Below are 20,269 nucleotides of genomic sequence, written 5' to 3' on the forward strand. Positions count from 1 at the left end.
CGGTTTTTTTGTTGCTATCATGTCTCAAATATGAAGCACTGAGTCCCACAGGTGATACTTGATGCAACTTATTGAGTGAATTTACGTAACTGGGCAGAAAATCATAGTTAAGTAATAAACATGTAAAAAAATCGCGTCGCGATGAGACATTAGTCTCACTCACGCTATTGTTCATTTACTCAGGATTCATCGTCCCGTTAAAGTACGCTGCGCTCAGAAATTCAAAGAGTTGCATACGTGAAAATTGCCATCAATACATTCAGTCTACGCATACAGATGAATCTCTATCGGAGGATGTTTGATTAAGGCATCTTGCTCTCACAAATAAGAAGAGCGAAACGAGCACTAAATGATGCGGCAAGGTAAGAAAAGGACAAACACGTTACGGCTATGATCCCTCAATTCGTCATTCCTATCACGAATCGCTTTGGCGAAAGCTATCACTTCTCAGGTCAGTTACTTACTAGCGGCGAACCTAAAACATTCGTGACCAAACAAGAGGCAATAGAGTTTCTTGAGAGCTTTGGTGAGCTTGACCTTCGCTCTGTCGAAGACTTGTTCTATTTGATTGGTCAATTCAAGCCAAACATACCTGACGGTGAGCTTACTTCCCAACACTATAATTCAACGTTTGCCAATGCTTTGGTGAACGGTGACTTGCATGTCGCTCGAATTTTACCGACTGGAGAAAACTACGCACTCTCGTCAGCGGTTACGCCTCCACCGGCTCAAAATACCGTCAATGCAAAACCATCGAAGGGGAAGTCGAATAAAAAGAGTGGAAGAAGTGCCGCATCTGCTAAGCCTCAGCAACAAAGTAGCGAAAAACATGAGAAAGCCGGTGATCCTGTATCACTTGTGACGGGTGAAGAAATTCTCGAACTCTATGATATCGAGCTACAACAAGGCACTACTTGGCAGCGTACTTACCGCTCATCGCAGTCGGATGTAAATCATGGAATGGGCTTTGGTTGGCGACATGCATTTCAGTTTGAATTGCACGAGAAGACCGACGAGAAAGACAATGTTATCGCTTGGAAGTTTGTTGACGATAAGGCAGATATCACAGAATTTGAGCCAGTAGATATTGGAGCGACAAGTTACCAGATATACGCTGGTGCGAGCTGTTATTTCCTAAATTCAGCAACTCGGATCGTGACGCTCGCTAATGGGCATCAATATCGATTTGAACAGAAAGATGATCGTTGGCTTGTTAAACAAGTCAGAAATGGCACGTTTTCAACGTTTCAACTGCAGTATTCTCGAAACCATCGATTGATCGAGATTGCATATAACAAGCGTCCGGTTCTTGAATGTCAATATGATAAGCAAGGACGCCTTGTAGAGCTGCTTAATGCAAAGTCCCAAAAAGTTCTGACAACTTATACCTATGATGAGCACGATGATTTGGTCAGTGCAACTAATCATTTGGGCTTAAAGGAACAGTATCAGTATCGCGGCCATTTAATTGTTAAGCGTGTACGACCAACTGGCTTTACTCATTATTTTGAATGGGGTGGCGAAGGTGCTAACGCGAAATGCATCAGGAACGTTGGGGACGCAGGAATTTATGACTATCGCTTCCATTATCAAGGAAATCACTCTTCTTATTCTGACTCGTTAGATCATCAATGGTCTTTCTTGCATGACGAGCAGGGTAACTTACTCGAGAAAATAAGCCCCACAGGTAAAACTTGGCGATGGGAATATGATGAATTAGGACGAAAAGCACAAGCTATCTATCCTGATCAGTCAACGGTCAATTATCAATATAATCAGCATGCTCAATTAGTTTCTAAGTTTCATTCCTCTGGCAAAGAAATTCAATATGGTTATGACGGCTTAGGTAAGTTAGTTAAAACGGTTTCACCTGACGGGGATATCGAGAAGGCTTACTACAATAGCCTCGGTCAAAGAGTTTGGGATACCGATCAGTTCGGCTGTGTCACGGAATATGATTACGATAAACACGGTCAAGTCGTCAAAAAAGAGTCTGAAGATGGTAAGAAAAGTCAGTGGTGGTGGGATGAACAACAAAGACTTATCGCGAATGAAATAGACGGTACATTACTTCGTTACAGCTATAACGAAGAAGATCTAGTGAATGGCGTCGCTTATCCCGATGGGTGTATTGCTCAACTCGCTTATGATCAATTTGGCAGGCGTACATCAGTTCGTTATTTTAACGACGAAGACAAAGTCGGTTATAGCGAAGAATATTCTTACGATGAGCACAGCCGTGTTGCTCAGATTCGAACGCCAGCAGGCATTACCTCGTATCAGTGGGGAGCACTCGCGCAACAAGAAGCAGTCATCTTCCCCGATGGCAGTCATATATCTTATGAATACGATCAACAACGTAACCTGACTAAATTAGTTCGGAGTGACGGCTTAGAACTCGAATTTCTGTATGACGATGAAGGCCAGCTATCAGGAACAGTTGGGTTTGATAATCTACAAAGCCAATTTGATTATGACGATATGGGGCGGATCCATCGTAAGCAAGTCGCCGATAGGACTGTGCTATACCGCTATGACGCTGCAGGTTATCTCAAGCACGTCAAAGCAGGAAATGGTCGCAGTATTGTAGAGAGCCACTTCAATTATACGCTTGGTGGGCGACTTACTTTCGCATCCAATCGCCATCAAACATTGCAATACCAATACTCTTCATTCGGGCATTTAACAAAGCGCATTCAAGGCCAGTTTGAGATAGCGCAGGAGTTTAACAGAGTTGGCCAACGCGTATCTCAGGTACTGCCAGATAATACGGAGCTGAACTTCTCTTATGATCGATATGGGCGTTTTTCAGCGATTCGGTTTGGAAACCTAGATTTACCTCAAATCAAATTTCATTACGATGAAATGGGACGAGTTTCCCAAATTGAAACGGCACATTTTAATGAGCGCATCATTTATGATGGTGTTGGTCGTTTGGTCGAACAACATTGGTCTGATAGAGAGAAAAAGTACGTTTACAATGCGCAAAACCGTATTTCATCAATCATTGATAATACGGCAGGAGCAACACACTATCAGTACGATGCCTTAGGGCAACTGAAACGAGTCAATGCTTCTGGAGAAGTGACTAAGTTTGAATACGATAGTTTTGGCAATCCTACTTTGCCATCTTCGGAGGTATTCGCTGATCGTATTGAAGTGCACGATGATGTCCGGTTCAAATATGACGCGCAAGGAAATCAGACAAAACGTGAGGGGCAAGGACACGTTCAGACTCGCGTATTTGATGCGTTAAATCAGCTCATTGAAGTTCACACCGACGATGGTATCAGTCAATATGAATATGATGCATTAGGGCGCAGAACGAAGAAAATTACACAACAAGGCGTTACGGAGTTCCTGTGGGAAGGTGAACGTTTAATTGGTGAACGCTCTTCAGGTGCTTTCCGTTGGTACCTATATCAACCAGAAACCTACACGCCAGTGGCACTGCTAGAAAATGACGTTATTTATTGGTACCAGTGCGATCAAGTTGGTAAACCAGAGCGACTGATCGATTGCGAGGGGAATGTTGTATGGAGTGCAAGTTACGATGCTCACGGCTTTGCTCATGTACATATTGAAAAAGTAGTAAATCCATTGCGTTTTCAAGGGCAGTATTTCGATCAAGAAACCAACTTACATTACAACCTCGCTCGGTATTACGATCCTAAGCTAGGACGCTTTATCCAACAAGATCCGATATCTATTGCTGGTGGCATTAACCATTACCAATATGCAATCAACCCTATCCAGTGGATTGACCCAACAGGTTTCCTATGTGAAGAAGGGCTAAAACGCTTGCAGCAAATGCTGGCTGAGTATCAGGCGCAAAACAACGTCCCTCAAGAGGTTTGCGATCAGATTTTAGAGGCAGCAAAAGAGTCATCTGTCGGAGAAGATGGCGTTCGCTCGCAAGTCAAAATCCGAAAACCCAATGGTAAAAACAATATTCGATATGAATACGATTTAGACCATATTGATTGCGAGAAAAATGAAATTACTTTTTATCGTCATATCAATCATTCAGATGGCAGCAGGCACGAAGTTCAGTATGTTGTTGGGATTGAGGAATTTGTCAATGCGCATGTTTTTGACTCAGAGAAAGTCGGTGGAGATGAAGGTTGTACGATCTTCACTGAAGATCTTGTGCTGAATAAAGCAGAGTATAAAGAAAACTCAGAACTCAATATGAGTGATTATGAGCTAACAGAAAAAAACAAAGCAAAAATTGATGAATGCTTGAAAGAGCGTCAAGAGGCAATGGACGCCCGAACTGGCGAAGAGGGATATAACGCTCAAATTGGTAATATTAACCAACAGTCTGCAAAAATAGGTGAGTTGGCCGCGGATGATTTTGTCCGGAGTAAACGTCCTAATGCTAAGCTGCTTCATCCCAAAGATATTGGAACCTCAATTTCGAAGCCGGGCGATTTTGATATGGTTTATGAGGTGGAAGAGCCACCACCAGGTGAAATTATCATTGTTGAGGCCAAAGGTGGCAGCAGTTCGCTGGGTAGCCGCAAGATCGGAAATATGGCATATCAGCAAGGGACAACGGAATACACTGCAGAAATCACCAAGCTAATGTCGAAAAATAAAGAAGGAACGACTGAACAATTAGCTGCTGACGAAATTCAATACGCCGCTTTATCCGGCAGAACTATTCGATATATACATACTCAAGCGAATATCCCTGAAAGTGAGAAGGCCTCTGACGTAAAACTAGAAGTAGCAGAGTTTAAAATTGATTCAAAAGGATTAAGTCAAAATGCAAAGTAAAAAATCGGTCAAATTTTTAGAGCGAAAAGCAAATCCTGAACTTGACACACAAGCCATTGTGAATCGGAAAAAATTTATAAACCGGGTTTTAGATAACAGAAAAGAAGGCCTTAAAGTCAGGCGGGAAAACCTCGTCAGTCTTGGCGATTTCGCCATTGACCAGGTTCGCTGGTATACCTGGTTTCAAACCTCGCATGAAGACGAACAAATTTGTACATTACGTCTTTACGAAACTTCTTTAATGGGAACCTGTTATCATCAACTTGTTATGAATCCCAGTGATGAATTAACTATCAAGATTCTCGACTATCCTGAAGTAAAGTGGGACGGGGAAGGCATTTTAAAAACGGGGTGCATAAATCCTAATAGATGGATTGATATGTATTTCATATCGACAATTGTGCGTGACAGGCCAAGTATGGACGTATTGGCGAACTTTCCAATTTCTTTGATGAGGCAGAGCTCTACCAAAGCGGGTGAGCTGTCTTATATGTTAGTAGACGTCATTCAGTCGTTCCATCACCGTACAGCAGACTACCCTGATAAACTGGTGGCCGCGATGGACGCGGCAGTTGCTCAGGGTGATGATTGGGCGTTAGAAATCGCCATGGGTATTTTGGAAACTTTTGCTGCCCTGACAACTGACATCGGTTATGACTTTGAAGAAGTACTCATTAAGAACCTTCAGTTCCAAGAGAAATACCAAATGAGGCTCGATAAGCCAGAGGACTTGATTTCTATAGAAACTTTCATCTCTTTCCCTTTGCTTGGTATGGCTTGTATGTGGTACGACAAAGGCAACCGTCTATCTGTTGAAACCGGTTGGCTTCCACCCTATCTTGTTGAAGGGCGTTGGCTAGAAGATGTAAAAGCAGGGAAGATCACTCGATAAACTCCTTTAGTTAGCAATTCAGTATATAAGCCACCTCTCATGAGGTGGCTTTTACGTTTTGTTGAGCTATATGGTGCGCATTATGTTGGTGCACTAAAACCATATTGGTGCATTTATTAGCGTGTTAAGCACCATTTCAAGAATGCCTAATTTTATTAAAGTTCATACAAAACAATAAATTAAAGTGTAAGTGTTAGAAATGTAAATTATGGAATGAGAATTGCTCTGTTAGACGCTCTATAAATTAAGTTCACCAAATTGGTGATGAGCCTAACTTTGATGCACAGGATAAGTGCGCTACAGATCAACGGAGACAATCATAATGTGTGTAACTGCCAATCAGGTACACGGCGCTGTACAAACTCTCACGCAAAGTTCCGACACACTTTTCTTACTACTTGGCGCAATCATGGTTTTTTTGATGCATGCTGGTTTTGCTTTTCTTGAAGTAGGAACCGTGCGCCAAAAGAACCAAGTTAATGCTTTAGTTAAAATCTTGGCCGATTTCGGTATTTCCGCCATTGCGTATTTTTTCATTGGATACTGGGTCGCTTATGGCGGCACCTTCTTTGCTGATGCAGAGACGTTATCTCAAGGCAATGGTTACGAGTTGGTGAAGTTCTTTTTCTTGCTGACCTTCGCTGCAGCGATTCCTGCTATTGTTTCTGGTGGTATCGCAGAGCGAGCTCGTTTTTATCCGATTCTAATCGCAACATTTTTCACTGTCGGCATCGTATACCCGTTATTTGAGGGAATGATCTGGAACGGAAACTTTGGTGTTCAAGCTTGGTTTGAAAATACCTTTGGTTATGGCTTTCACGACTTTGCAGGTTCAGTCGTTGTACATGGTGTTGGCGGCTGAATAGCGTTGGTTGCCGTTGTGTTTTTGGGCATGAGAAAAGGCAGAGTTCGAGCAGGAAAGCATACCAACTTTGCACCTTCGAATATTCCGTTTTTGGCTTTGGGAGCTTGGATCTTATGTGTGGGGTGGTTTGGCTTCAACGTCATGTCAGCTCAAACCGTGTCAGGCATAAGTGGCTTGGTGGCTATGAACTCATTGATGGCAATGGTCGGAGGCATTGTCGCGTCATTGTTGGCTGGTAAGAATGACCCCGGCTTTATTCATAACGGCCCACTAGCTGGCTTGGTTGCTGTATGTGCGGGCTCAGACTTAATGCATCCTATCGGTGCTTTAGTGACAGGTGCGATTGCTGGCGTGCTATTTGTTTATCTTTTTACCTACCTACAAAACAAAACCAAGATTGATGATGTGTTGGGTGTCTGGCCTTTACACGGTTTATGTGGCGCTTGGGGTGGTATTGCTGCGGGGATCTTTGGTCAAAGCGCGTTGGGTGGGCTAGGTGGCGTGAGCATTATCGTTCAGCTTCTAGGAACGCTTTTGGGCATTTCTATCGCAGTGATTGGGGCGCTTGCAGTCTACGGCGCGATCAATGCCAGTATGGGACTAAGGCTTTCGGAAGAAGACGAATTCAATGGCGCTGACCTAGCCATTCATAAAATATCTTCTACCAACGAGGATTGAGGCCAATGTGGGAGCGGCGTAAAGCCGCTCTTTTAGCAATTGCCTTTTTTTGCTTGGCCAGGGGGACAGAAATCTCCATTACCACGATGGTTATCGTCATTGGTGCTGACTCTTACTTTTACGTCGTCCACTTCGCCTTCAACATTGGTTAGTTGGCAACCTGCTAAAGTCGTAAGTAATATAAGCGCTAGAGATACTTGTCTCATTGCTGTTCCTCTTAAATTGTAATTCTAATAGTGACCATTACGACCATGGTCTAATCCATATTACTACTGTTGCTATTCTTTCAGTGTTAAGCTAATGAAAAAACAGCAAGGATGAGTTATGAATTTCCCTTATAGAAATATTGTAGTACTTACTGGTGCAGGTATCTCGGCCGAATCTGGTATTCAAACATTTCGTGCGCAAGATGGCCTTTGGGAGAATCACCGTATTGAAGATGTAGCAACACCTGAAGGGTTTGCTCGCGATCCGGACCTTGTTCAAGACTTTTACAACCAACGCCGCAAGAAACTTCAAGACAATGCGATACAGCCGAATGCCGCGCATAAGGCACTGGGCCGCCTAGAAACCGAGTTAGAAGGTAAAGTGACGGTCATCACTCAAAATATAGACAACCTTCACGAAAGAGGCGGCAGCCATAACGTCATTCATATGCACGGTGAGCTTTTAAAAGCGAGATGCAGTGAATCAAACCAAGTTATAGAACATAGTGAAGACATTAAGACTGGTGAGCTTTGTCATTGCTGTCAGATCCCTTCACAAATGCGACCACATATTGTTTGGTTTGGTGAAATGCCACTACGAATGGGGGATATCTACGCAGCATTAGAAGAAGCAGATTTATTTATTTCTATCGGGACTTCTGGCGTCGTATATCCCGCAGCAGGTTTTGTTCATGATGCAAAAATGCATGGCGCGCACACCATCGAAATTAACCTCGAGCCTAGTGCGGTAGAAAGTGAATTTGAGGAAAAACGCTACGGAAAAGCAAGCGTCGAGGTTCCAAAATTAGTTGACGAGATACTGGCTCTAGAAGGAAAAGAAAGAGCGTAATAATTCTTACAGAGGAGAGCTTTTGTCTTGTCATTAAGAACAAAAAAAGCGGCTCATGAGCCGCTTTTTCATATCTTTAAAACTAGCGAATTAGTTGTTCACTTTTAGTTTTTGGAAGTACTCATCGTACATTACGCTCGCTTCGCCAACTTCATCTTGCCAAGTACCGCTGTCCATCACTTCTTGTGGTGGGAAGATGCTTGGATCGTTAGCAAATTCTTTCGGTAGCAGTTCGTGTGCCGTTTTCACTGGAGTAGGGTAACCAATCTCTAGTGCGATCTTAGCTGCGTTTTCTGGGCGCAGTAAGAAGTCAATCATCTTATGAGCCGCATCAACGTTCTTCGCGCCAGCTGGAATTGCCAGGCTGTCCATCCAGAAGATCGTTCCTTTTTCTGGCCAGATGATGTCGATGTTCGCGCCTTCTTGACGAGCCATGTAAGCAGAACCATTCCAAAGCATACCAAGTGAAACTTCACCCGCTAGGTAAGGGTTTGCAGGAAAGTCTGAGTTAAATACTAATACGTTTGGCATTAGCTTTTTCAGTTCTTCGTAAGCGGCTTTGATTTCTTCTGGGTTAGTCGTGTTTGGTGAGTAACCAAGCTTAGTCAATGCAATGTGGAATACTTCGCGAGAATCATCCATCAACATTAGTTGACCTTCCCACTTGCTATCCCAAAAGTCATCCCACTTAGTAACAGATGATTTGTCTAGCATGTCAGCATTGATACCAATACCAGTCGCACCCCAAATGTAAGGGATAGAGTAGTTGTTGTTCGGATCGAACGGTTTGTTAAGGAAGTTAGTATCAAGATCGGCAAAATGAGACAATTTCTCTTTGTCGATCTGTTGCAGCATGCTTTCTTTACGCATTTTTGAGACGAAATAGGTAGACGGTACTACCAAGTCGTAACCAGAACCTTGGGTTTTAAGTTTTGCGTACATACTCTCGTTAGATTCATATGTAGAGTAAATAACTTTGATTCCAGTTTCTTTTGTAAAGTCTTCAAGAACTTCGTTTGGAATGTATTCCGACCAGTTGTAGAAATACAGTTCTTGATCAGCAGCCATTGCAGGGGTAGCGATGAGCGTCGCTGCACATAGAGCGCTTGCGTAGAATTTACTTTTCATTTGTTTTCCGTTTTGTTTCGCGATTGGACAAGTCAATACTAGCTGGAGTTATCAAGTTGAGCCAAATCGCAGTAAGCACAAATCTGTTTATTTAGCTCGAGGGCTGTATCTCCGCTTTGTGAGAAGATAAAGCTAGACATCGAGCCAGATAAACCTAGCAGCGCATAATTATATCAGTCAATTACAAAAATAGGCAGCGTATTGCTGCCTATTTTCTTTTAGTCGATGACTTGTTACACAAGCTCGATTACTGTCCCGCTTTCAGCTTTAGGAAGTAATCTTCGTACTTAACGGTTAGATCACCAACCGCATCTTGCCATTCCACTCGATCAAGATCTTCTTGAGAAGGAAATAGCGGTGCAACATCTTTAAACTTAGCGTTCGATTCCTCTACCGCTGTTAAGTAACCAGTATCACGAGAGATTTGCTCTGCGATTTCTGGACGTAGTAGGAAGTCGATCATCTTGTGAGCTGCTTCTACGTTCTTCGCACCGGAAGAGATAGCGAAGTTATCAACCCAACCGATACCGCCTTCTTTAGGAAATACGAGTTTAAGGTTTAGGCCTTCATTTTGAGCAGCTGCAGCGCTGCCGTTCCAAAGCATACCAACGCCCACTTCACCAGACATGTAAGGTGCGCCTGGGTTGTCAGAGTTGAAAACTAGAACGTTTGGCATCAACTTTTGTAGCTCAGCGTACGCTTCATCGATTTGTTTAGGGTCTTTTGAGTTACCTGAATAGCCGAGTTTACGAAGTGCGATGTGGAAGACTTCACGAGTGTCGTCCATCAGCATTACTTGACCTTCAAGATCAGGCTTCCATAGATCTGCCCAGCTTTGGAAGTCGTTTGGATCGTACATGTCTGCGTTAACCGCTAGACCTGTAATCGCAACAACGTGTGGAATAGAGTAGTCGTTATTTGGATCGTAAGGCTTGTCTAGATAGTTCTTATCTAGGTTGCCGAAGTTTTTCAGCTTAGTCTTATCGATCTTTTGTAGCATACCTTCATCGCGCATTTTTGCTACAAAGTACGTTGAAGGTACCACTAGATCATAACCTTGATTATGAGTTTTTAGCTTTGCGTACAAAGTTTCGTTCGACTCGTAAGTCGAGTAGATCACTTTGATACCAGTTTCTTTGGTAAATTGCTCTAGGATATTACTGTTGATATAAGGCCCCCAGTTCATAAATACCAATTCTTTATCGTCCGCTGCCGCTGAACCTGAGAACAGAGAAAGCGCACATGCACTACCAGCTAATAGAGTAGCCCATTTTTTCATTGACGTTAGCTCCAAACCAAACGTTGTCCAAATCATTTTGGACGGTAGATAGAAAAACAGAATGGCATGTAACCATTCTGTTTCGTGATGTTAACGGATGTGGATTTTACTTTACTTTTTCTCTTGCGAGCAACTGAGAAATTACGACAAGAATTAAAGAAACCACCAACATGACCGTTGCAAGAGCATTCACTTCCGGTGAAATACCCACCTTAACCATCGAGTAAATTTTCAATGGTAGGATTTCATACGTTGGACCTGTTACGAACGAACTAATAATTACGTCGTCCAGAGACAGGGTAAAGCTAAGCAGCCAGCCTGCCGCAACTGCTGGTTTTGCAAGAGGAAGGATGATCTGCTTTAAGATAACCCATTCACTTGCGCCAAGATCTTTTGCTGCTTCCAACATCTTCACATCGAAGCCATTTAAGCGGCTGTATACGGTTACCACCACAAATGGCAAACAGAAGGTGATGTGGGCAATCAATAGAGTAAAGAAGCCCAGCTGTGCGCCTAATACTAGGAACAGAGCAAGTAATGAAATCGCCATGACAATATCTGGAGACATCATTACGACAAACAGCATGCCGTTTACAGCACCTTTGCCTTTGAACGAGTAACGGAATAGGGCAACAGCTGTTAAGCTACCAATAATAGTAGCCGCTGTTGCAGAAAATACCGCCACGTTCAATGAGTGCCATGCAGCCTGCATTAGGCTGTCGTTGTTGACTAGGGTTTCATACCATTTCGTGGTGAAACCACCCCATTTCATACCAAATTTATTGGCGTTAAATGAATTTACGATTAGTACAACGATTGGTAGATACAAAAATGCATAAACCAACGCCATAAAGCTAAATCTAACTGTGCGTCCCATTAGTCTAGCTCCACTTTCTTATTCAATAATTTTCCTGCTCGGTAGTAAGCGTAAAGCATGACCGCCATTGCGAAGGTGAGGGCGATACTGGTCGCAGCACCAAATGGCCAATCACGAGCGTTCAATACTTGGCTCTTAATTACGTTACCAATCAGTAGGTTCTTCGCACCGCCTAGAAGATCTGAGATGTAGAACATACCCAGCGCAGGTAGTAGAACCAACAAACAGCCACCGATAATGCCAGGCATTGTCAGAGGTAGAATTACTTTAGTAATGGTTTGGAGCTTGTTCGCACCGAGGTCTTTTGCTGCCTCGATGTAAGTGTTGTCCAACTTCTCGATTGCCGAGTAAAGCGGCAGAATCATGAAAGGAAGTAGGATGTATACAAGACCAATCATTACAGCCGTTTCGGTATACATAATACGCAACGGCTTATCGATAATTTCCATCGCCATCAGTGACTTGTTCAAAATTCCCTGTGTACCGAGAACAATCTTCAGTCCGTAAGTTCGAATCAAAGAGTTCGTCCAAAATGGTACGATCACCAAAAACAGCATAAACGGGCGCCATTTCTCAGGCATTTTCGCCACGATGTAAGCAAATGGGTAGCCGATGATTAAACACAACAACGTCGCCACAATTGCCATGTAGAACGAGTGCATCAGCACTTTCGCATACAGTGGGTCCAGCAGACGCAAGTAGTTGTCGAAAGTGAATGTCATTTCGATTAAGTTTGCTTCATCACGCGTTAAGAAACTGGTACCAATAATCATCACGTTTGGTACCAACACAAACAGTGTTAGCCAGCCTACGATTAAGGCAATGATCGCGTTCTGAAGATTAATCTTCTTGCTTATCATTGAGTACTACCTCCCAGCTCTCAACCCAAGTGATAGCGACTTTCTGGCCAAGTGAGTGGTCCACATCAGGATCATCTTCGTTAAAGAATTCGCTTACCATTACACGCATACCTGAATCCAATTGGATAACAGAATCTAACGTCATACCTTTATAAGTACGCTCGGTTACGTGACCAACAATGCCTTTTTCTTCAGACTCTTTGATTTCTTCGATACGTAAGTCTTCAGGGCGAAGTAGTACTTGTAGTTTGTCGCCTTTCTGTGCTTCCTTATCGTAGTAAACGACGGATTCAACACCTTCAATTTCTGCGCGGATGCGTTTGTCATCGATGCGCTTTAGCATGGTTGCATTGAATACGTTGATCTCACCAATAAAGCGAGCAACAAACAGGTTCTTAGGCTCTTCGTAAATCTCACGCGGAGAGCCATCTTGTTCGATAACGCCATCACGCATCACGATAATGCGGTCTGACATCGATAGGGCTTCTTCCTGGTCGTGTGTTACAAAGATAAAGGTAATACCAAGTTGACGCTGAAGCTGCTTCAACTCGATCTGCATTTGTTTACGCAACTTGTAGTCCAGCGCCGATAGCGATTCATCGAGCAGAAGTACTTTTGGTTTATTAACAACTGCACGAGCAATTGCGATACGCTGTTGCTGGCCACCAGAAAGTTGGTGCGGTTTACGCTGTGCCATTTTTTCTAGACGAACCATGCGTAATGCTTCCATTACTCTTGGTTCAATCTCTGCTGCAGGCGTTTTCTGCATACGAAGACCAAAAGCGACATTGTCAAAAACGGTCATGTGTGGAAACAGTGCGTAACTTTGAAATACCGTGTTGACGTGTCTCTGCTCAGCAGGAACCTGTGTTACATCTTGGTCATCCAAAATGATTTGACCGTTATCCGCCGCTTCAAAACCAGCGATCATTCGTAAAACTGTCGTTTTACCACAACCAGAAGGCCCAAGAATCGTCAGAAACTCACCATGATTAACATCCAGATTTAAATTACCGATGATTTCCTTACCATCGAAACTTTTACTAATACCAGATAAACGAATAACTGGCTTTCCTGCTTGCGGTTTTGCGTTCAACGTCTGTATTTCCCCCACGTTCAAGCTGGGATAATCCCAGCTGATGTGACACTAGCCATTCACTTTTGAGGCGCGCATCATAATCACCAAAATTGTGAAATTAAAGCATTTTCTTATCTTGAAACAGAAAAAATTTTGCAAGCAAAAGTCATCATTCCTTACCATACTGTTTTTATAAGACTAATTGGCATTTAAACACAGTTTGATAGCACTAAGCTCTGTTCAATAATTGTTTTCAATTTCATAACTTTGAGAGTGGTTAATTATCAACCATACAGTTGAGATTGCAAGGATAGTACGTGAGTTGTGATGTTAGATGTGGAAAGATTTCTTTATAATAACGGCCACATTAATTGACTGGAATTCCAGTGAAAATTTTACAAGTTAATCTTGGATAAACTATGAACGACGATTTTGAGAAAGATTTCAATCTTGGGGGGAGTGTAGAGCGAGCTTTGTCTGGCAACTACGAGCTTAAAGCTGGGGCTGTTTTCAATGAAGCTTGGCGAGCAACCATCCAGCACTTTTTATCCTTTTCTCCTGCTATTATTGTATTGCTTTTTGTCCAGTTAGGTATTTTCTATATCGCATTACAACTGCAGTTGGGTGATCTGACCGTTATTCTTGATGCATTTGAGAATCCAGAATCATTCACTAACGATATTGTGTCTTCTATTTATGTCGCGAACTTTAGTTATGAGGTGATCAGCGCCCCAATTTATGCAGGGATCAGCTTGATGGCCATGAGCCATATCGCGGGCTTAAAGACTAAATTGCGCCATGTAGGTAAAGGGCTGCAGTTTACTATTCCCGTGATCCTAGCAACGCTGATGAGCCTAATGCTGCAAGGCGTAGTTGGTATGATCTTCCCTCTACTGTCCCTGTATCTTTCTTTAGCGTTTAGTCACTCTATCTTGTTGATTTGTGAAAAAAGAGTGCCATCAATGCAGGCGCTATTGTTATCACTTCGCGCTATTAACAAGAAGATTTTTGTCGTCGCAGGGCTTTACTTAGGCGTGATGTTGATGTTTATTATCGCTGCGATGTTCTACGGTATTGGCTTGATTTTTGTGTTGCCATTCTTCTTTCATTTGAAAGGCATACTCTACCGCGAAATGTTTGGAATTAAACTCAAGATCGTTGCAACACAGAAAAACGACAATGATCACGATGGTAACTCACAGGTGTTTGATGCCTAATTCTTTAAAATCAATAAGTTTACGAGTGGCGGCTACCTGTATAGCCGCCACTTTTATTTCTATTGGACCGTATTTACACTACGAGCAACAGTTTAAATATGTTGAGAATCCTGATGTGCTGTCCGGGACAATTAAGCATGTCGATTTGTCTCATTTGCCACACATTGGTGATATCCCTGACTTCAACGCAATAAAAGACACCAAAGAGAAAAAAGCGGCGTTTTTTGATTTTTTAAGGCCTAAAATAGCATTTGAGAATCAACGAATTCGTCATGAACGAGCGTTTCTTACTTCTTTAAAGGTGGGACAAATCACTCAAGAGCAAGAAGAGTACGCTCAGCGACTAGCGGCTCTGTATTCTTTGCCTTTGAGCGACAACAAAGTCGATCACGCGTGGTTGGGTGAAATGCTTGTGCGAGTGAATGTCTTACCAGAAGCGCTGGTTCTAACTCAAGCAGCAAATGAATCTGCGTGGGGCACTTCTCGTTTTGCCACTCAAGCGAACAACTTGTTCGGCCAATGGTGTTATAAAAAGGGTTGTGGAATTGTTCCTGCGCAACGTGGCGCAGGCAAAGTTCATGAAGTTGAAAAATTCGATTCTGTACAGCAGTCGGTTCATGGCTACTTTATGAATGTTAATCGAAACCCAGCGTATGCTGAACTGCGTGAAATCAGAGCTTCTCTAGCCGAAAAGAACAAAGACCTGTTATCGGTCGCAACGGCGTCAGAGTTAACTCATGGATTGCTAGCATATTCTGAACGTGGCATTGCTTATGTACACGATCTTCGCGCTATGATTCGTCATAATAACGCCTACTGGACACAATAAAATAACGGATAAAATGAAAAAGTTAAGCCTAAGTCTATTGGGAAGTGCGGCGCTAATTCTTGTATCGCCAATAACCCAAGCTCAAGAGTACATGTTCACGTACTCAAAGTTATACACCCAACTCAAAAACAACAATAAAGAAGGGCATGACAACGTGAAAGTTGGCGTCTTCTTTGTGGACGCAAAAACTAAGCAAATTTGTACAATAGAAAAAGCTTGGATGGAAAAAGAAGAGCACTATGAAGAGTTTGTTATCCCTGCTTCACAAGAGTTGCCTCTGCCAGTCGATAAAAACTTAAAGTCAGCGAATCCGTTGGTTTTTGTCGATACTCCAAAAGATACTCGCTGCGATTACTCACTTGTCGTGATGACCAAAGAACCATTACAGGGTAACGTTTCTTACAAGCAACTTAAGCCTCTTCTACCTCAAATGCAGACGATGCTGGAAGATTTAGGCGGTATGTTTGCGGGTTGGTTTACACCTGAAGTTCAAGGTGTGACGATGGAGTTTGCAAATCAACTGAATGATAAAGTGATTTTCTCAAACGGAACCGAAAAGCCAATTGTCAATGGCAAGATACAAGTCGCACTAAGTGAAATAGGGCAAGGTGGCACAATGACACTACCAGAACCGACGATGCGAGTGCTACCTTATCTGCCTAACGCAAAGAAGTGAACACTGAGAGTTTAGAAAGGGCTGCAATTGCGGCTCTTTTTTCATTTGTGACCGTAACTAAAGTATCTTTCACACTCTTTTCTTAAAGACTCAATAAGACAAGCATTTAATCCTGCGTAAAAAGCTCGTATAATCCACGCCCCAAAGAAACCCATGTTAGGAAGTCCTAGTCGATTTATCGGCGATGTGAGAGCCCGCAATGAACCAAATAGATACAAGAAAAGAAACCCTAGAATTCAACAAGCTTCAGAAACGCCTGAGAAGACATGTTGGAAATGCCATTACTGATTACAACATGATTGAAGAAGGCGATGTTGTGATGGCATGTATTAGCGGTGGTAAAGATTCATTCGCGATGCTTGATATCCTGTTGAATCTTCAGAAAGCTGCGCCAATCAAATTTGAAGTGGTTGCGGTAAACTTAGACCAAAAACAACCGGGCTTCCCTGAGCATATTCTGCCTGAGTATTTCGAAACACTGAATATCCCTTACTACATCGTAGATAAGGACACGTATTCCGTCGTAAAAGAGAAGGTGCCAGAAGGCAAAACCACTTGTGGTCTGTGTTCACGCCTACGACGTGGTACGTTGTATTCATTTGCAGAGAAGATTGGTGCAACTAAGCTTGCGCTAGGTCATCACATGGATGACATCGTCGAAACAATGTTCTTGAATATGTTCCACGGCTCTCGCCTTAAAGCGATGCCACCAAAACTACGCTCTGATGATGGTCGTAACGTGGTCATTCGTCCATTAACTTACTGTCGTGAAAAAGATCTGATCAAATACGCTGAACACAAGGATTTCCCAATTATTCCGTGTAACCTTTGTGGCTCTCAAGAGAACCTTCAGCGTCAATCTATAAAAGCAATGTTGATTGAATGGGATAAGAAGACGCCAGGGCGTGTGGAAGCGATTTTTAAATCAATTCAAAACGTAAGCCCAAGCCAACTAGCAGACCGCGAATTGTTCGACTTTGTTAACTTACCGCTAGATCGTGAAGGTAACCGCGAAGAGTATGAATTTAATGAGGCTGTCGTTTCTTCGACGAATATTGATGAATCAATGTTCATCGATGTTACGAACATCTAACTCGTAAAAAAGGAGGTCAATTAGACCTCTTTTTTTGTGCCTAACGCTCTAACTGCCCCAAACAAAAATCCCCCTGTATTGGGGGGATTTATTAGCGTCTGTTTGAAAGCGCTCAATATAGCAATGCTACAAAGGGATTAGGTTGCTGTGTTTGGATCAAGAGGACTAATGTAGCCTTTTGGTTTTAGAGCCAATACATCGCAATTTATTTTATCGATCACGTGCTCAGCTGTATTACCAATAAAGACAGCAGAAAGCCCGGTTCGCCCTGTGGTGCCTAAAATAACCATTGCAGCATTCAAGCGCTCTGCTGCTGCTGGAATGACATCTTCAGGTAAACCTTGTTCAACAATCGTTTGCTCTTCATCAAGGCCGTGTTTTTGGCGTAATGCTTTCATCGCAGTTAAGTGATGACCTCGAACGGCATCGGTATAAGTCGTTGGATCAAACTCAGGAAGTTCAATGGTAATGTTCGCCGGTGTAACGGGATACGCATTAACAAGGTATGGTTTGGCATCCAGTCGAGTGGTGACTTCTTTTAGTCGCTCGACCATAGCATCGTTGAGATCAATATGAGTTGGATTTTCAGAGCCTACGTGCACCGAGGCAAGAATGCTTGCTTGTTCTGGCCAATCTGCATTTTTAATCAGAAGTACTGGGATAGGGCATTTACGTAACAAGTGCCAATCGGTCGGAGTGAAAATCACAGATTCTAACACGTCGTGCTTACGTGTACCTTTAATGACTAGGTCATGGTTGCCTGCATAGACCTCAGCGATAATTGCTTCGTAAGGACGGTTGTGCCAGACGACACATACATCAAAGTCGAAGCCATCGTTTAGATAAGGTTGAGCAATTTTACGCATCCACTGCTCACGTTGATGGATAACACCTCGACGCATAGCATCTCTTTCATCCACTGATAGCATTGACGTCATGTCATAAGAGAAATCGTAAATGGATAAAAAGAAAGTGATTCGGCTTCTAGATACACTTTTTTGAGCTAATTGAACAGCTCTTGCAAGTGCGGGCTGCTCATCATTATTGATGTCAGCTACAACAAGGATCTTACTGTATATACTCATAACTAAGCCCACTTCTATTGCAAAACCAGATACTGAATATAAATTAAATCAGTATTTTGGAGTACTCACCGTACATTTTTACTGTAGCTTAGTTTGGGTAACTTTTTGAGGACTTTCGAAAGGAATTTATGAGAAATATGATGTAGCTCATTTTCGAGCTACATCAATAATTGGGGTGTATTATTCTTTAGTTACACCAGCAAGTTCCATCAATGCATCGTGGTCTAAGATAGTGATATATTTACCTTTTACACTTAGGATCTCGGATTTCTGGAAACGACCCAACAAGCGACTGATTGTTTCCACTGTAAGACCAAGATAGTTACCAATATCACCACGAGTCATCGTTAAACGAAACTCTCTAGGGCTGAAGCCACGCTGAGAAAAACGAGTTGATAGGTTGTATAGGAAAGCCGCTAGACGTTCTTCTGCATTCTTTTTAGAAAGAAGCAAAATCATTTCCTGATCACCTTTAATTTCGTTACTCATCAAACGCATAATTTGCTGGCGAAGCTTAGGCATTTTACCTGATAGGTCGTCTAAAATTTCGTATGGGATTTCACATACCATCGACGTTTCAAGCGCTTGAGCAAAGCTAGGGTGGGAGTCACCTGTAATGGCATCGAAACCAACTAGGTCTCCGGCCAAGTGAAACGCTGTGATTTGCTCATCACCTTGCTCTGTGATCGTATAGCTCTTGATGGTACCAGAGCGGATAGCGTACAGAGATTTTAGCTCGTCACCAGCCTTAAAAAGCTCTTGTCCTTTTTGGATAGGCTTCTTACGTTCGATGATTTGGTCAAGCTGATCAAGTTCTGCCTCATTCAGAGTGAACGGGATACACAGCTGACTAATGCTACAATCTTGGCAATGAATGGCGCAACCGCCTGATTGGATACGCTTTGTTGCAGGTTTTTCAGAAATCATAACAACCTTTCACTATTTGATATACATCAATATTTTAGCATCGCTTAATCCTAAAGGGTAGCAAAAATGTCACCTCAATAGAGTTTAACGTTATATGAAACCGAGTAACTCCATGGCTCCTACAGCAGTGTACGAACCATACCCAATAAGGATTAATGCTGAAATATTTCTAAATATTAACGATTTTTGTAATTTCTGAAAATGGTTGGCACCATATCCAATAATCAGCATTGCCGGAAGTGTTCCGAGGCCAAACGCGAGCATAATAAGACCACCGTTTATTGCGCTGCCTGAAACCGCCGACCAAGTTAGCGCAGAATAAACCAAGCCGCATGGTAACCAGCCCCAAATGAAGCCAAATGGTAAAGCATGAAGAGGGTGCTTTAATGGCAACAAACGCTTACCAGCAGGTGAGATAAAGCGCCAAATGTGCTGTCCTAACTTTTCTATTAACAGTAAACCTTGCCACCATCTAGCAATATAAAGCGCAACCAGAATCATGAACAGTGCGGCAATCAGCCTTAACCAAGCAAGAGAATGCGTTAATCCACTTAGCTCAGATAAACCTGATATTGCTCCGCCTACTAATGCACCGATTACGGCATAGCTGCTCAATCGCCCTAGGTTGTAGAAGAGTGGAATAAGGGGGGAGCTTTTACTTGTAGAAGAGCCCATGGTAAGCAGAGACGCGATACCACCACACATTCCCATGCAATGACCGGCCCCGACGAGGCCGATCATCAAAGCACCAATAAAGTCAGGAGTCATAAAGGTTGCTATTTTTTATCACTATTAGATTTGTCTTCTTCATCAAGAAGAATGTTATGTCCTTGTCGTTCTAGATCTTCAAACTGATCACTTCTTACTGCCCAAAGAAAAACGGCAACAGCAACACAAACGAGAACGATAGCGATGGGAATCAATATATAAAGACTTTCCATGTTTGC

Annotated in this window: 17 protein-coding genes and 1 pseudogene; 8 read left to right on the plus strand and 10 right to left on the minus strand. The window is 42.7% G+C overall.

Annotated elements, in window-relative coordinates; all coding sequences use genetic code 11:
- Positions 1 to 390 precede the first annotated feature (390 nt).
- From LIX84_RS15490 to LIX84_RS15500, 3 genes and pseudogenes are all read left to right on the plus strand, one after another.
- Complete coding sequence (locus LIX84_RS15490; protein WP_226421684.1) at positions 391 to 4,782, plus strand: RHS repeat-associated core domain-containing protein; 4,392 nt, start codon at positions 391 to 393, stop codon at positions 4,780 to 4,782.
- A complete protein-coding gene (locus tag LIX84_RS15495; protein ID WP_109168345.1) occupies positions 4,772 to 5,674 on the plus strand; it encodes an immunity 49 family protein in 903 nt (300 codons plus the stop codon). Before LIX84_RS15490 ends, LIX84_RS15495 begins: the two co-directional genes overlap by 11 nt.
- A gap of 322 nt (positions 5,675 to 5,996) precedes the next feature.
- Positions 5,997 to 7,217, plus strand: a pseudogene (locus LIX84_RS15500) (ammonium transporter).
- A 32-nt stretch (positions 7,218 to 7,249) separates the two neighbouring features.
- Here the strand turns inward: LIX84_RS15500 and LIX84_RS15505 are convergent.
- A complete protein-coding gene (locus LIX84_RS15505; protein ID WP_012841833.1) occupies positions 7,250 to 7,423 on the minus strand; it encodes a hypothetical protein in 174 nt (57 codons plus the stop codon).
- A 118-nt stretch (positions 7,424 to 7,541) separates the two neighbouring features.
- On the opposite strand from LIX84_RS15505, the gene cobB reads away from it, so the two are divergent.
- On the plus strand, positions 7,542 to 8,273 hold the full coding sequence (gene cobB, locus LIX84_RS15510; RefSeq protein ID WP_005396469.1) for a Sir2 family NAD+-dependent deacetylase: 732 nt from the start codon (positions 7,542 to 7,544) through the stop codon (positions 8,271 to 8,273).
- Positions 8,274 to 8,363: 90 nt separating this feature from the next.
- On the opposite strand, the gene LIX84_RS15515 is transcribed toward cobB, so the two are convergent.
- The 5 genes from LIX84_RS15515 to potA form a co-directional block, all read right to left on the minus strand.
- Positions 8,364 to 9,401, minus strand: coding sequence for an extracellular solute-binding protein (locus LIX84_RS15515; protein WP_005396470.1), 1,038 nt, complete (start codon positions 9,399 to 9,401; stop codon positions 8,364 to 8,366).
- A 247-nt stretch (positions 9,402 to 9,648) separates the two neighbouring features.
- Positions 9,649 to 10,680, minus strand: a complete 1,032-nt coding sequence (locus LIX84_RS15520; protein WP_031780553.1) for an extracellular solute-binding protein — start codon at positions 10,678 to 10,680, stop codon at positions 9,649 to 9,651.
- A 106-nt stretch (positions 10,681 to 10,786) separates the two neighbouring features.
- Positions 10,787 to 11,557 carry a spermidine/putrescine ABC transporter permease PotC gene (gene potC / locus LIX84_RS15525; protein ID WP_005396472.1) on the minus strand — a complete coding sequence of 257 codons (771 nt, stop codon included), beginning with the start codon at positions 11,555 to 11,557 and terminating at the stop codon, positions 10,787 to 10,789.
- A complete protein-coding gene (gene potB / locus LIX84_RS15530) occupies positions 11,557 to 12,417 on the minus strand; it encodes a spermidine/putrescine ABC transporter permease PotB (RefSeq protein WP_226421685.1) in 861 nt (286 codons plus the stop codon). The genes potC and potB overlap by 1 nt, the downstream gene beginning before the upstream one ends.
- Complete coding sequence (gene potA / locus LIX84_RS15535) at positions 12,398 to 13,513, minus strand: spermidine/putrescine ABC transporter ATP-binding protein PotA (protein WP_226421686.1); 1,116 nt, start codon at positions 13,511 to 13,513, stop codon at positions 12,398 to 12,400. The genes potB and potA overlap by 20 nt, the downstream gene beginning before the upstream one ends.
- A gap of 401 nt (positions 13,514 to 13,914) precedes the next feature.
- Here potA and LIX84_RS15540 point away from each other — a divergent pair, with 401 nt between their 5' ends.
- The 4 genes from LIX84_RS15540 (at position 13,915) to ttcA (ending at position 17,310) form a co-directional block, all read left to right on the plus strand.
- Positions 13,915 to 14,712 (plus strand): hypothetical protein, encoded by a 798-nt coding sequence (locus tag LIX84_RS15540; protein ID WP_226421687.1) that lies wholly within the window; start codon positions 13,915 to 13,917, stop codon positions 14,710 to 14,712.
- The gene (locus LIX84_RS15545) at positions 14,705 to 15,541 is read left to right on the plus strand and encodes a glucosaminidase domain-containing protein (RefSeq protein WP_226421688.1); all 837 of its coding nucleotides are present in this window, start codon (positions 14,705 to 14,707) and stop codon (positions 15,539 to 15,541) included. The genes LIX84_RS15540 and LIX84_RS15545 overlap by 8 nt, the downstream gene beginning before the upstream one ends.
- 13 nt (positions 15,542 to 15,554) lie before the next feature.
- Positions 15,555 to 16,217 (plus strand): DUF2987 domain-containing protein, encoded by a 663-nt coding sequence (locus LIX84_RS15550; RefSeq protein ID WP_226421689.1) that lies wholly within the window; start codon positions 15,555 to 15,557, stop codon positions 16,215 to 16,217.
- A 199-nt stretch (positions 16,218 to 16,416) separates the two neighbouring features.
- Positions 16,417 to 17,310, plus strand: coding sequence for a tRNA 2-thiocytidine(32) synthetase TtcA (ttcA, locus tag LIX84_RS15555; protein WP_005377502.1), 894 nt, complete (start codon positions 16,417 to 16,419; stop codon positions 17,308 to 17,310).
- Positions 17,311 to 17,447: 137 nt separating this feature from the next.
- Here the strand turns inward: ttcA and uspE are convergent, their stop codons facing one another.
- The 4 genes from uspE to ccoS form a co-directional block, all read right to left on the minus strand.
- Positions 17,448 to 18,395 (minus strand): universal stress protein UspE, encoded by a 948-nt coding sequence (gene uspE / locus LIX84_RS15560; RefSeq protein ID WP_046875300.1) that lies wholly within the window; start codon positions 18,393 to 18,395, stop codon positions 17,448 to 17,450.
- 180 nt (positions 18,396 to 18,575) lie between these two features.
- Positions 18,576 to 19,322: an FNR family transcription factor gene (locus LIX84_RS15565; RefSeq protein WP_005377497.1), complete on the minus strand. Its 747-nt coding sequence runs from the start codon at positions 19,320 to 19,322 to the stop codon at positions 18,576 to 18,578.
- A 90-nt stretch (positions 19,323 to 19,412) separates the two neighbouring features.
- The gene (locus LIX84_RS15570) at positions 19,413 to 20,090 is read right to left on the minus strand and encodes a sulfite exporter TauE/SafE family protein (protein WP_006742590.1); all 678 of its coding nucleotides are present in this window, start codon (positions 20,088 to 20,090) and stop codon (positions 19,413 to 19,415) included.
- A gap of 8 nt (positions 20,091 to 20,098) precedes the next feature.
- Positions 20,099 to 20,263 (minus strand): cbb3-type cytochrome oxidase assembly protein CcoS, encoded by a 165-nt coding sequence (gene ccoS / locus LIX84_RS15575; protein ID WP_012841826.1) that lies wholly within the window; start codon positions 20,261 to 20,263, stop codon positions 20,099 to 20,101.
- Between the last annotated feature and the right edge of the window lie 6 nt (positions 20,264 to 20,269).

It is taken from the genome of Vibrio sp. E14 (genome assembly GCF_020515785.1).
GTDB lineage: Bacteria > Pseudomonadota > Gammaproteobacteria > Enterobacterales > Vibrionaceae > Vibrio > Vibrio diabolicus.

Excerpts from the sequence above, each read along its gene's own strand:
- LIX84_RS15520 (WP_031780553.1), bottom strand. The coding sequence starts at position 10,680 with ATGAAAAAATGGGCTACTCTATTAGCTGGTAGTGCATGTGCGCTTTCT.
- LIX84_RS15570 (WP_006742590.1), bottom strand. The coding sequence starts at position 20,090 with ATGACTCCTGACTTTATTGGTGCTTTGATGATCGGCCTCGTCGGGGCC.
- potB (WP_226421685.1), bottom strand. The coding sequence starts at position 12,417 with ATGATAAGCAAGAAGATTAATCTTCAGAACGCGATCATTGCCTTAATC.
- cobB (WP_005396469.1), top strand. The coding sequence starts at position 7,542 with ATGAATTTCCCTTATAGAAATATTGTAGTACTTACTGGTGCAGGTATC.
- LIX84_RS15550 (WP_226421689.1), top strand. The coding sequence starts at position 15,555 with ATGAAAAAGTTAAGCCTAAGTCTATTGGGAAGTGCGGCGCTAATTCTT.
- ttcA (WP_005377502.1), top strand. The coding sequence starts at position 16,417 with ATGAACCAAATAGATACAAGAAAAGAAACCCTAGAATTCAACAAGCTT.
- LIX84_RS15495 (WP_109168345.1), top strand. The coding sequence starts at position 4,772 with ATGCAAAGTAAAAAATCGGTCAAATTTTTAGAGCGAAAAGCAAATCCT.
- potC (WP_005396472.1), bottom strand. The coding sequence starts at position 11,557 with ATGGGACGCACAGTTAGATTTAGCTTTATGGCGTTGGTTTATGCATTT.
- LIX84_RS15490 (WP_226421684.1), top strand. The coding sequence starts at position 391 with ATGATCCCTCAATTCGTCATTCCTATCACGAATCGCTTTGGCGAAAGC.
- uspE (WP_046875300.1), bottom strand. The coding sequence starts at position 18,395 with ATGAGTATATACAGTAAGATCCTTGTTGTAGCTGACATCAATAATGAT.
- LIX84_RS15505 (WP_012841833.1), bottom strand. The coding sequence starts at position 7,423 with ATGAGACAAGTATCTCTAGCGCTTATATTACTTACGACTTTAGCAGGT.
- LIX84_RS15545 (WP_226421688.1), top strand. The coding sequence starts at position 14,705 with ATGCCTAATTCTTTAAAATCAATAAGTTTACGAGTGGCGGCTACCTGT.
- ccoS (WP_012841826.1), bottom strand. The coding sequence starts at position 20,263 with ATGGAAAGTCTTTATATATTGATTCCCATCGCTATCGTTCTCGTTTGT.
- LIX84_RS15540 (WP_226421687.1), top strand. The coding sequence starts at position 13,915 with ATGAACGACGATTTTGAGAAAGATTTCAATCTTGGGGGGAGTGTAGAG.
- LIX84_RS15515 (WP_005396470.1), bottom strand. The coding sequence starts at position 9,401 with ATGAAAAGTAAATTCTACGCAAGCGCTCTATGTGCAGCGACGCTCATC.
- LIX84_RS15565 (WP_005377497.1), bottom strand. The coding sequence starts at position 19,322 with ATGATTTCTGAAAAACCTGCAACAAAGCGTATCCAATCAGGCGGTTGC.